At 46.5% G+C, this 12529-nt stretch carries 9 protein-coding genes and 1 rRNA gene; 5 read left to right on the top strand and 5 right to left on the bottom strand.

Annotation, left to right across the window (positions count from 1 at the left end; translation table 11 throughout):
* Positions 1-10 precede the first annotated feature (10 nt).
* The gene (locus L6H98_RS28745; RefSeq protein WP_236421128.1) at positions 11-913 is read right to left on the bottom strand and encodes a polysaccharide deacetylase family protein; all 903 of its coding nucleotides are present in this window, start codon (positions 911-913) and stop codon (positions 11-13) included.
* Between the two features lie 234 nt (positions 914-1147).
* On the opposite strand from L6H98_RS28745, the gene L6H98_RS28750 reads away from it, so the two are divergent.
* The 4 genes from L6H98_RS28750 (at position 1148) to L6H98_RS28765 (ending at position 6443) form a co-directional block, all read left to right on the top strand.
* Positions 1148-2086, top strand: coding sequence for a DMT family transporter (locus L6H98_RS28750; protein ID WP_236421143.1), 939 nt, complete (start codon positions 1148-1150; stop codon positions 2084-2086).
* A gap of 13 nt (positions 2087-2099) precedes the next feature.
* Positions 2100-2939, top strand: coding sequence for a sulfurtransferase (locus tag L6H98_RS28755; protein WP_236421129.1), 840 nt, complete (start codon positions 2100-2102; stop codon positions 2937-2939).
* A gap of 407 nt (positions 2940-3346) precedes the next feature.
* Entirely contained in the window at positions 3347-5356 is a 2010-nt protein-coding gene (locus L6H98_RS28760; RefSeq protein ID WP_236421130.1) for a hypothetical protein, read from the top strand.
* A 421-nt stretch (positions 5357-5777) separates the two neighbouring features.
* Positions 5778-6443: a hypothetical protein gene (locus tag L6H98_RS28765; protein ID WP_236421131.1), complete on the top strand. Its 666-nt coding sequence runs from the start codon at positions 5778-5780 to the stop codon at positions 6441-6443.
* A gap of 129 nt (positions 6444-6572) precedes the next feature.
* On the opposite strand, the gene L6H98_RS28770 is transcribed toward L6H98_RS28765, so the two are convergent.
* The 3 genes from L6H98_RS28770 to L6H98_RS28780 form a co-directional block, all read right to left on the bottom strand.
* Positions 6573-8234: a WG repeat-containing protein gene (locus L6H98_RS28770; protein WP_236421132.1), complete on the bottom strand. Its 1662-nt coding sequence runs from the start codon at positions 8232-8234 to the stop codon at positions 6573-6575.
* A 157-nt stretch (positions 8235-8391) separates the two neighbouring features.
* Positions 8392-10314, bottom strand: coding sequence for a serine hydrolase (locus L6H98_RS28775; RefSeq protein WP_236421133.1), 1923 nt, complete (start codon positions 10312-10314; stop codon positions 8392-8394).
* Positions 10315-10707: 393 nt separating this feature from the next.
* Positions 10708-11409 (bottom strand): type II CAAX endopeptidase family protein, encoded by a 702-nt coding sequence (locus tag L6H98_RS28780; RefSeq protein WP_236421134.1) that lies wholly within the window; start codon positions 11407-11409, stop codon positions 10708-10710.
* 92 nt (positions 11410-11501) lie between these two features.
* On the opposite strand from L6H98_RS28780, the gene L6H98_RS28785 reads away from it, so the two are divergent.
* On the top strand, positions 11502-12245 hold the full coding sequence (locus L6H98_RS28785) for a MerR family transcriptional regulator (protein WP_236421135.1): 744 nt from the start codon (positions 11502-11504) through the stop codon (positions 12243-12245).
* A 188-nt stretch (positions 12246-12433) separates the two neighbouring features.
* On the opposite strand, the gene rrf is transcribed toward L6H98_RS28785, so the two are convergent.
* Positions 12434-12529: ribosomal RNA gene (rrf, locus tag L6H98_RS28790) — 5S ribosomal RNA — on the bottom strand; the annotation flags it as partial.

Below are 12529 nucleotides of genomic sequence, written 5' to 3' on the forward strand. Positions count from 1 at the left end.
GTCATGGATGTCACAAACGTGTGTCCCCGCTGAAATTGGCCGTGAAATGCGCATTCGGATCGTATACTTCGAACTCGTACCCTTTATTCTCCAGCAATTTCAGAATGCGCGGCAACGCCTGTACCGTTTGTTCACGCTCGTGCATCAGGATCACTTCCCTGTCCCGGTGCACGGAGCTGCGCACGCGTTCCACGATTTTATCGGGCTGGCCGGGCAGGTTCCAATCGAGCGAATCGACCGTCCAATCCCACATTCTGAATCCGGCCGCGGCAATGTCTCCGCGGAAGGTTTCCCCGATTTGCGGGCTGCTTCCATATGGCGCTCGAATCAAGTCCGGCGTGAACCCGACGATGTCCTTCACCATCTTCTGCTCCTTCTGGAACTCCTTCACAAAGTTCGCGGAGCTGCCGCTCTTGTAGAGCTTTTTATAGTTGTGCGTCATGCTGTGAAGCCCCGGATAGCTGCCTTCTTCCACAAGACGTTTCACCGCCGCTTTATGCTGGTTCAGCTGGCTTCCGATCATGAAAAAGGTTGCCTTCGCTTCATGCTGCTTCAAAATGTTAAGAAGAGTGTCCGTATATTCGCTTGGCCCGTCGTCGAACGTTATGTATACCACCTTACGCACCTGCCCGAGAAACCGGGTAGGCTCCTCTTTGGTGCCTGAAGTCATTTCCATCATACCCAGCCGTGCAGGCTGTTCGATAGCTGCCGTCGGCGGCGGTGCCATGTAACTTTTAACCCAATCGGTCATTCCGGCAAATATGTAGGTTACTCCGAGCACGAACACAGCCAATAGCATGACTGCCGTGATCACTCTGCCGTATCGGATGCGTCTTCGTTTATGCGTCTTTACTCGGCTTGTTCTACTTGAAAAAGTTCCATTCTCTCTCGCTGTCTGTTGTTGAAATCCCACTTCCCCGCCACTTCCTTAACTTCATTTTTTCACGATTATTGGTATATTATATCGGTTCTTGTCTCTATATAGAAGATTAATAGAAAAGAAGACGCGGTGAATGACAGAAAAGTTACAAGGCCGGTTACAATCTGCTTATTTATTTTTCCGGATTCTTTTCCTGTACGGCATTCCACTGTATAATGAATTGATTTAGGCAATTGACAACAAGAAGGAGTTACATTCATGACAAGCTTGAACCGTGCCGGGAAGCCCATCTTCCTGCTGTTTTTTCTCGGCATTATCGCCATCTCGTTTTCTTCCATTTTTGTGCGCTGGTCCTCGGCCGACGTGGCCGTGATCGCCATGTACAGACTGTATCTGACCAACCTGCTGATGCTTCCCTTGGTGTGGAAATACAGGCATGAGATGCTTGGCCTGAAATTCAGGCAGTGGCTGCTGCTGCTCGCCTCCGGAGTTATGCTTGCCCTGCATTTTCTTCTTTGGATGGGATCGCTTCGACTGACGAGCGTTGCCAGCTCCACCGTCATTCTGGCCCTCGAACCCATTCTCATTCTTGCCGGCTCGGTGTGGCTGTTCCAAGCTAAAGCCAATCGCATGATGCTCATCGGCATGGGCATTGCCCTGCTCGGCTCGATCGCGATTGGCGCGGGTGATTTCCAGGTGTCCGGAACGGCGCTGAAAGGAGATTTCCTCTCCTTGCTCGGAACGATTGCCGTGGCCATTCATATGCTGCTGGGACAATCTTTGCGTTCCGGGCTGAGCGCTTTTTCGTATAATTTCTGGGTGTTTTTCGTTGCCGCAAGCTCCCTGGCGATTTATAATCTGGCCAACGGACATGCGTTTGGCGGTTATGCCGCCAGCGAGTGGGGCATCTTTCTGCTGCTTGCCATCGTGCCTACGCTCTTTGGGCATTACTTGTTCAACTGGCTGCTGAAATACATGAATGCCACCACGGTATCCATGGGCGTGCTCGGGGAACCCGTATTCTCTTCGTTGCTGGCATGGATGCTGCTCGGCGAATCGCTCAGCGCACTGCAAATGTCTGCGGGCGTGGTGATCATTTTCGGGGTATGGATCTTTATCCGTTATGGCAAAACCGAAACCAAACCTGCATCCCCGGATGCTTCTGCGGGACAAGGTTCAGGTATATTAACCAATCAATCTACCTAAGGCGGTGTATGTTATGAAAAATATCGTATCCATGCGCTGGCTGCTCGCCAGAATGTACGAACCGGATATCGTCATTGTCGACTGCCGGTTCCTGCTCGGCCAGCCGAATGCCGGCAAGGAAGCTTATGACACAGCCCACATTCCAGGGGCGGTGTATCTCGACCTGGAGCAGGATCTGTCCGCTCCCGTTTCAACCCATGGCGGGCGTCACCCGCTGCCCGACCCGGCCAAACTCGCTGCGCGGCTGACCAAAGCCGGCATCGGCTCCAATGCCCGCATCGTTGCATACGACGATCAAGGCGGCATGAACGCCGCCCGGCTCTGGTGGCTGCTCCGTTACCTGGGCCATGAACAAGCTTACGTGATGGACGAAGGTTTCACGGCCTGGCAAAACGCCAAGTTTCCGGTAACTGCGGACGTGCCCGTGCGGATTCCGTCCACGTTCGATGCGAACGTGCAGCCTCACATGCTTGCCAGCGTAGAGGATACACAGCATGCCTCAGCGAACGGCTCAGCCGTGCTGATCGACTCCCGCGATGCCCGCCGCTATGCGGGGCTGGAGGAACCGATCGACGCCAAAGCCGGACATGTTCCGGGCGCGGTGAATTATTTTTGGAAAGACGTGCTCGGCCCCGAAGGCCGCTGGCTCAACGTGGAGCAGCTGCAGGAGCGCTTCGGTAAGCTGGACAAAGATGAGCCGATCATCGTGTACTGCGGCTCCGGCGTATCCGCCTGCCCGAACGTAATCGCGCTGGAGGAAGCCGGATATACAAACGTGAAGCTGTATGCCGGAAGCTGGAGCGACTGGATTAGTTATGAGGAGAATCCGGTGGCGACGGGGGAAGAAGTTTAGGGGCTTGATACGTTGTGGATGATGTGGAATAGCTAAGCCGAAATGCCGCCTGGGTCTAAGGATTCGTGGCGGTATTTTATCGTGAAGTCCGACATCGAGTGAGAGAGCGTTAATCGTTTACTTGCTACTCCGTTTTTTTGTATTTTATCAGTACGGCACAAAACGGTTTATAGGTAAAGAGGAAAGCGATCTGTAAAGAGAAAGGAGGAATCGGATTATTGCCATAGAAGATTAGTAGGCGAATTTTCGCGCACGATATTGAAGCGATATCTCTTGTTTCGACTCGGTCTCGCGTCGAATAACGATCCAAGAAAAAGATCGTCTGAACTTCTCGTTCTTGGTATTAGCCCCTATTTCTCTTATAATGAATAAATTAGCGACCCTATGCAATTTTAAGGAGATGAAGTATGGAAGAGAGTAGGAAACGCTTTGCCACAAGGTTTTTGATTGTAGCAGGTATGATTTTTTTTAGCTGGTTGCTGCTGAATACGGGTGAACAAGCAGAGGCAGCACAGGAGCTTTACAAATCGGAAATTAAATTTGAATTCAAGTATGAGGAAGAAGCAGCCCGAGTTGTACCGCAGGTTCGTGTAACGAAGTTTTATTTTGATGACGGTCGTGTGGAGACTGAACTTCATGAATTTCCAGAGCAGGCACGGGCTGTATCAAAAGATGCCCAATTTTCGGAGAGCGCACGTAAAAAAGATGATCCAGCGCTGAAGAAAACATTCTATCCAGGCTGCGGATGGGACTATGGCACACATGTGCTGGATACAGAGAAAGGTCCGCGAGCTTTTACGGTTTATTGTGATTCAACGACAAATAAGCAATTAAATGCAAAAGGTGAAAAGGAGTCGATAAGCAACTTTGTTATATATGGATATGATCTCGAACGCAATCATCTAAGCGTGTTGAATCAAGCACAAACAGACGGGAAAAGCCCGCCTCCGTTCGAAATGTATTATGACTTTGGGGGCTACGCCATTCAAGAAGGCAACGGAAAAATAAATTATGAGGAGCGCAATACCCGAGTCTATTCGCTGATCAGTAACAAATTGCTGGCGCGTACTGCTGATTATCCGCGCGAAAATGGTAGTAATACAACGTTAAGCTACACCGAATACAAAAAAATATCTAATGACCCAAAAGTTCTTGCTAAAATCGGCAATTATGATACATATGGGGATAATCATTTCATGGTAGAAACGATCATTTTGAACCCCGACGGAACCCGAACAACAAGCAAGGGTTCCACAGCGCTGCCTGACAATATTCTTTTTGAAGAAAAAATCGGTTCTCTAACCTATGTCTTGTATAAAAATCCAAAAAACGAAAATCAAATGGTAGGTTATCGAACTTCTACAAGTGCAGCAATCAAACCATTGTCCCGCACCGATGCTTCCAGTTCGATTCGGTTTACTCAGTATAAACGTTTCGTTCTGATTCATCAGCAAACAGCCAAAGAAAAAACAATAAGAGTAGTCGATACGAAAACTGCGAAAGTAGTATCGGACATTCCGGATATTGGTGGCGGATATTTTAAGGAAGTTGGCGATTCAATTGTTTTATTCCGTTTCGAACAAAAAGATTATTACCTGCATTTACCAACAGGAATCATGACCCGTAACATGGAAAATTCTCAATTGATCCAAACCGACACTGGTGGATACACGGGGAACCAATCGAAACTAATCTCCATGCAGCCTCCACCGCAAATGCTGATAAACGGCAAACAGATGCGTTTTGCAGGACAAGGTCCTTTCCTGACGATGGACAACCGCTGGTACGTGGAAGTGAACGATTTTGCGAAGGCAGCGGATGCTACGGTGTCCAAAACTGCAAATGGATTGACGATCACTCGTGGCTCTTACAAAATGACCGTTTCCAAAACGGATAAAACAGCATTAAGTTGGGCAGGACAGACCTTCGTACCATTGGAGACACTGAACGCAAAACTGGGCATGGCTGGAGGTTTTTTGGATCCACTTTTAGGTAAAGGTTACGAATCTAAAGTACTACATATTTTTTCAAAAGATCTAAAAGAAGCAGATGTTATTGCTCGCCCCGATCTGTATGAGGCCATCGAGAATCATCCAGGCAATTATTATACGATGCAAAATGGCAAACCGGCCGCAAGACCGTTGTCGGAAGCCAACACGTATTATTTTGATGGGACCAGTCTCATTTTCAAAGATGGCTTACTCGTAAATGTCGCTTCTATTCATACTGCGGACAGCCGTACATTACGAAATATTCTTTTCGATTTAGATAAATTGAAGCATGTTATTGCCGTCTATGGAACACCGAAGGCAACCAAGACCGGAGGACAAATGGTACGCTGGTACGAGGTGGAAGGAAAAGTACTGGTATTCGAAAGCAACACTAATGTGAACAGTGCTTATTATATCTCTCAATAAACATGAGAAGAGATTCTGTGCTCCAAGCCCGTTTCCAAATAAGGACTCGGGCTTTTTTATTTAGGCTGAAAAGAATACCGAATCCCCGCTCTCGATAAACCCAATCAAAGCCTGCCCGAACGTGATCGTGCTGGACGCAGCCGGATATACGAACGTGAAGCTGTATGCCGGAAGCTAGAGCGACTGGATCAGTTATGAAGAGAATCCGGTGGGAACTGGGGAGGATTAGCTTTTCCAAGCACTATACAAATATAACTTGGCAGGGTGCCGCCCAGAGTTGAAGTGAAAAATGAGAGGAAAGCAATCGAAACCGTAGGCCTGTTTGGGCGTAATAATACAAAGTTTAAGAGCTTACAAGGAAAGCCAAGATTTCTGTAACATGTTACCCTTTATAAAATAAATAAAAAGGAGAGGAATAGATATGGCGGATCACCAAACCGGCAAGGATATTTTTCGGGAATGTTGCTCAAGGATTGCGGCGGCCTGCGCGCCATGCGGGTTCAAATATTATAAATCCAGGCGGAGCATGGTCAAGCACGTGGGCCCCTTTACAGCTGAGGTACGTTTTTCAAGTCACTCTTCCAATGTGGCCGGCAGTTATTTGGAGTTTAATACCAATTCCCGAATCATAAATACGGACAGCGGAAAAGTATACTGGGAGATCAGCTTGAGCAGCTTCCGGGACAAAGGCAAGGTATGGAATTTGGCCAAGGAAGCCACCCGAGAGCGGGAACTGGCAGAAATAATCACCTTGATTCAAAATAAGGTCGCTCCATTGATGGACAAGTATGAGACTAATCTTGAGGAGATCCTTGAGGAGGTCATCCAGACTGGATGGTTTTTGCCGCAGGCGAATCCAATGGAATTCTATGTGCTTGACGTTTTAGACCTGGTGGTTGATTTCGGCTCACCTGAACAGATACGTGAATGCGCGCATCGATACATCCGCCACTTATCGGAGGAAATGCAGGAAACCTTCAAGAACGATTATGATGCATATCAACGGGATGGACAGGCTGCAAGCACGATCGCATTTCGCAAATTGATCCCTTTTATGATAAAAAGAAACATTCCCTTGCCGTTGTAAAAGGGAAGAGCGACTAGATTAGTTATATGGAGAATCCGGTGGCGACTTGAGAGAAGTTATGGAAAGAGCCCGCGCTGGACGCGAGCTCTTTTTGTTGGGGATTTTACGATGGAATTGACGCAAATAATCTCAACCGTCGATTCCTGAGGAGAAGACCGTTTTTCCGTTTGCATTAAAAATAGCGTATTTGGATGGGTTCGCCAGCGGGAAGCCGCTGTACATGCCATCGCCAAGATAATAAACCGAACTGTATTGCGGAAATATACGTTTGCCCTTTTGGATGTCGATTGAAGTGGATATCATGTCGCCCTTGGCGTTCACCGTATACCAGACAGTTGCTATCGGACCGATATCATGAAAATATTCGACGTAATCGAGATACAAATCCGGGTATTTGACATCCATAACGATTTTTCCACGGCTATCCAAGATGCCGACATTATTATTTAGTTTGACTCTATATAACGGATTCAAGGTCGTGACTTTTTCCGAGGAACTGTTGATAAAGCCGTCATGTTGGACAAGCGGAACCATTTCATCGTATTTGGCAGGAACGATCATCTCGCCTTTTTGTCCAATCAGACCATACTTTCCGCCTTTACGTATAACGGCGCTGCCGCCCAGAAAAAGATTTGCTTCCTCATACTGATTAGGCACTTTGATCTGGCCCTGCTTTGTGATGTATCCCCATTTCTGATCCAGTTTGACTGCTGCCAGACCTTCCGAGAATGCTTTCGCATCCGCAAAATATGTATCGGATAGCGCAGTTTGATTCTTGTTGTAATATTTCCAACCTATATCTTTCTCGCTCATCTCTTTTACCGCATAGCTACCGTCTCCCGACAGAATGATCTTCTGCTCATCTTGCGGTTCAACCACAACATGCCCGGTCACGTCGATAATCCCTTCGCCTCCCCACTGCACTTTCCACAATCCGGCCTGCGGCTCGCCGAAAGCACGATAATTTTTGTCCAAATGGATGATCGAACCGTCTTTTTGAATGATCGCGCTGTGACTGTCCTTGTATAGACCAAATTCAATATCACTTTCTGTAAACTCTACCTTACTCTCAAATTCAGCAGGAATGACCATCTTGCCCTTGTTGTCGATACAGCCCCAAAGGCCGTCGATCTTCACGGGATAAAGCCCGAATTTACCGTATGTAGGTCCAAACTCCTTCGCTTCGATGTTAAACGGCGTAAGCGTCTTGCCATTAGTGTCAATGAGCGCCCATTTCCCGTCCTTTTTCACAAATGCCACTTGATTATAAAATCCGGTTCCTTCCTCATACGACGGAGCAATAACAAAGGTTCCTTTCGTATTCATAAACCCTATTTTCCCCTTTTTCTTCGCAATGGCTAGTCCGTCGTTGAAACTACCTATGTATTCAATGTTTTTGTCCTGAAATACAACTTTCCCAGCCCTATTAATCAGCTGGTTTTTGTTCACCACCGCTACGCCTTGATAAAAAGGTTCTCTGGCTAATTGGTACTGAGGCTTGAGTACAAATTTCCCTTGGTAGTTGATGAATCCCCATTTTTGCTTTTGGCGTACCGGAATCAGCCCGTTTTCTGCCCGGTCCGCGAACCAGATTTGGTAAAGCTCGACATGTTCCTGTGCTTTATCCCACGGTTGCATTACCGAGGCTGATGCAGCATCCGCCGGCCATGATGGAGGTATCATCACCACGGATGCGATGAGCGTTGCACCAAGGATTTTAAATAACGTTTTCTTCAAATCTACTCCCCCTATTAGAGTTATGGAAAAACGCGCCGATTCACAAAGGTGCATTTTTCATGGAATTGCAGCTTAAGCTGAAACTCTGCCCATACTATAACACACTCCAGTCTGACAGCTCTATTCCCCTTATGACCATACAACCACGGCTCTAATATATAACTAAAACGGACACTGAGAAACTCAGTGCCCATTAACAGCGACAATTACCTCACGGAATAAAATTAAAAAAGTTCCAATGGGCTAGTATTAAAGTGAAGCCGATAAACAGAACTCCCGCGACAGCGTGAGATACTTTGCTCCATGTCGATCTCGAAGTATTACTGTCCTTTACCATGGAGACCCCAAACAGTACGATGGCAAGCAAGGTCATAACCCAATTGATCGATACCCCCAAGTTCATTTGCTCCACCGTTACGTCTTCATTAAACATTGCGTTTACCAGCTGATACAGGACGTTAATAACCAAAATGGTCCCGGACAAGATAAAGGAAGACGTAAAATGGTTCATTGTTAGCGGAGTCCTCTTTCTTCTACGCAGGAGCCACCGAATCAGGATGACCAATGGAGCCACCAGAAAAAATAGGATCGATAGAAGAGCCCAGACCATATAGAAAATCAGAGCGGGAAGCGACCGACTTCCCTTGATCGGCAAAATATCCGTGGCAATCCCTTTGCTCAATCGCATTACACGATCATCGGAAATTTCAGCATACAGAATCGGTGCCAATCTTTCAAATCTTGGATGGTCCGACTTGGCAAATTGAAATACATTCGGACTTGTTTGTTTGAGTTCTCCCGTCATTCCCATAACGCTTAAAATAAGATCGTGCTCCCCTTTTGGCTGCACCTTAATTAATCCAAGGTAGTTAATAACCTCATGATAAGTAGAATAAGTGCCCCCTGACTGTACATAATATCCGGCCAGTTTCTCGGATGGGGCCAACTCGGTAGCGGGTACGGTTAGCTCCCCTTCTTTGGTTGGTTCTTGAATCAGCAGATTAATAATCCCAGACGTAAGCTCCTGCTCGATCTCCATGTTAGTTAAGACCACGATGCCGAGCTGATTTTCGGGAACAACTGCAAAGTTGCCGGAGAAACCCTTAACATTCCCGCTATGTCCGACAACGTGCGGCACTGCCCGATATTCCCAGAATCCGTGGGCGTTGGACAGAATCGCTTCATTCGGGGTATAACTCCGGGAGAGCATCGTCCGTCCGGTATCCGGGTGCTCGAATAATGGACTATCCGTGGTATTAAGGGCCATGACGAAGCGAGCTAAATCTTCTGCCGTACCTTCCATCCCTCCCGCAGGATATAAAGGAACATAATAGCGTTCTCTAGCTTCAAATCCGCCGTCCTGCTTCGCCGCGTAACCTGTCGCTCTTGCCTGCAGCAAATCCGGGTGATCCGCTAACGCAGGATGTCCTGAACTACGCTTCATCCCTAAGGGTTTAAGGATATGATTCATCTCATAGTCGAAGAAGGACTCTCCGCTCACCTTCTCCACTGCCAAGGCAGCCAGCGCTGTTGCAAAGTTGGAATAGGCAATGACTTTACCGGGATCATAGATTTGTCTCGGCTGGTTGGATAGTACGGTCTCTTCCAGTGAAGTCAGGTTCTCGTTCGACAGCGTAAATGTACTGAGCGGATGCTGCTCATAACCAGCCGTATGACTCATAATATCAAGCATTGTAATTGGCTTGTCATAACGCAGCTGATCTGCAACCTCTTTAGGAAAATAGGTCCGAATATCTTGATCCAGCTTCATTTTTCCTGCTTCCACCATCTGCATGATCGAAGTCCAGACGAACGCTTTATTCATGGAGCCGTAGGCAAAAACGGTTGAAGAGGGATCCACAGACGTTTTTCGATCGATATCGGCATATCCATAGCCCTTGGAGAAAATGATCTCATTCCCTTTGGTGACGACAACCGCAGCGCCAGGCGTTGATTTTCCAATATGGGAATTTACGTAGTTATCCACTTCCTGCTCAAGCCGGTTATAGGGAATCCCGGAAGGCGTAGCTTCTGTTTCCATTTTCGTTGCTGCATGAGCCGGAAGCGATAAGTTGAAAAAAAGAAGCACGCTAATACCAAACAATATAACGGGTCTCCATATGTTCAATTTCATTTGGTTCTACTCCTTTTTATGTATTGATGCATGGTACCAACCGTGTTTCGTGAACTTTGTCTCTTTTTCATAAAAGAACCTCATCCCTCAGCATCAAATTATTTACTTGTATATCATATTATTTTTTCCTTTGTTTCCCATCCTCCTCAAGAAGGAATACAATTTATTATTTAAGGCTAGGAACCTCCCCCTGCATAAGTCCAGCCCGCTTCCCAGCTCTTACAGCAACCAAAGAGTCGACCTCGAAGCCTAAAGTTCTTATCTATGGTATATAGCATTCATGTCCACAGATGGGGGAAGTTCCTTCATAACAAAAAAGCCGCTAAAAATAGCGACTTGGTATGGTACTATACGTTTTTGCCCCGTGAAAATTGACGGTCTTGAGTAGCGGGCTTAACTCATCGCTGTTAACAACACGGCAATGGTATTAAACACACCGTGTACGATCATAGCAGGCACGACCGATCCCGTACGTTCATAAGTCCATGCAAATACAACTCCACTGATAAAATTGACGGGCATGGCATTCACAGTGGGAAAATGGGCAAACGTAAAGATTAGCGAACTAATCACAATCGCCCATCTCATACTAACACGAGTCCGCAGCCAACGATATATAAATCCACGGTAAAATATCTCCTCATAATAGGGTGACACGATTCCTGCCGACACAATACCAATAATCATAGTACATATAGTGACATGTTGCTTTAGACTCTCTGTTTTGCTGTTGTCCATCGTATTCCCAAGAAAACTCGTAAGATAGAGCGTCGCCACACTGAATATGATGAGAATGAGTATCCATAACGCAATCCGCCACCAGTCTTTCGCAGGAAATCCCTTTACGCCTACCTCTGTCCAGGACATTTTCTTCGGTCGTAAAGCTATAAAATATAATCCTAACCAAAGTACAATCGCGATCGTAAGCCCTGTAAGAGTTCCTGAGTAAAGCGTATTCCCCAACCATCGCTCATACATGGACTGTACTGGATATTTGATAACGAATATAACGAATACAAATTCAAGCGCAAGCAAAGCAATAAACTCACGCCATGTCCACTGATCCATCTTCTTCCACATTTCCGTGCTAGTCATCCTTAATCCCTCAATCCTCTGTGATATAATTTAATGTTATTAGGTGACGTTACGTCACCTGCAAGCATTATTTTCGGGAGGAACGAAGAAACATGAATAGATGGACAACAGGACAAGTATCCAAGCAGAGGAACATTTCTGTTCGAACCCTGCGTTATTATGATCAGATTGGTCTTCTTACACCGAGTTATAAGGAAGATAACGGCCGCCGTTTTTATTCGGAGGAAGACTTATTCACGCTCGAAAAGATAACGTTGCTTAAATCACTATCACTACCGCTCGATGACATTCAGAAAGTAATAGATAAGCTATCTTTTCGTCATATTCTCATCGCTCACCATAATCATCTTCAGGAGCAGCTCACTTCTCTTCAGAGCAGTATTGCAAATACTACGTCTTTGATCAATATGATTGATCTAGAAGGTACCCTCTCCTGGGATCGGGTTTCTCATCTGGTCCATGACGTACAACCCATTTCCAAACAGTGGATCGATTACTTCAACGATGACGAAAGTGCATTTCTACAAAATGCTCTGCCCCATCTCAACCGTAACGACCAGACCACTCAGCAATATGCCTCTTTGCTGCGCCGAATTGAGTGGTGTATACAGCAATCTATTCCACCTAAATCTGAGGAAGGTTATAACATTGCCTGCGAGTTAATGAAGCTATCACACGAAACCTTTAATGGAGACGAGAAATTGATGGAGAAGTTTTGGGAAGTGAGAAAGCTCCCTACAGCAGAGTCAGGACTATACCCCGTATCCGACGAAGTGCTGAACTTTGTGGAGATAAGCATTGCTCACGCTGTAGAAAAGGGAGAAGAACAGAACTAGGAAATGAGGAACTTATTATTGAAATCATGCGTACAACCGAGGGTGTTAATGGATGGTCATGTTTTCTTTAAAAAAGCCGTTCCCTTATTTGGAACGGCTTTAAAGACGATGTAGTTATAGAACAATAAATTCAGAACATAACATCGCTCAATTAAATAGGCAAAAAAAAATACCCCACAAGGGGTTTCGCTTGGCGGCTTCCTACTCTCCCAGGACCCTGCGGTCCAAGTACCATCGGCGCTAGAGGGCTTAACGGTCGTGTTCGGGATGGGAACGTGTGGAAC

This window comes from Paenibacillus sp. JJ-223 (assembly GCF_927798175.1).
GTDB classification, from domain to species: Bacteria; Bacillota; Bacilli; order Paenibacillales; family Paenibacillaceae; genus Paenibacillus; species Paenibacillus hubeiensis.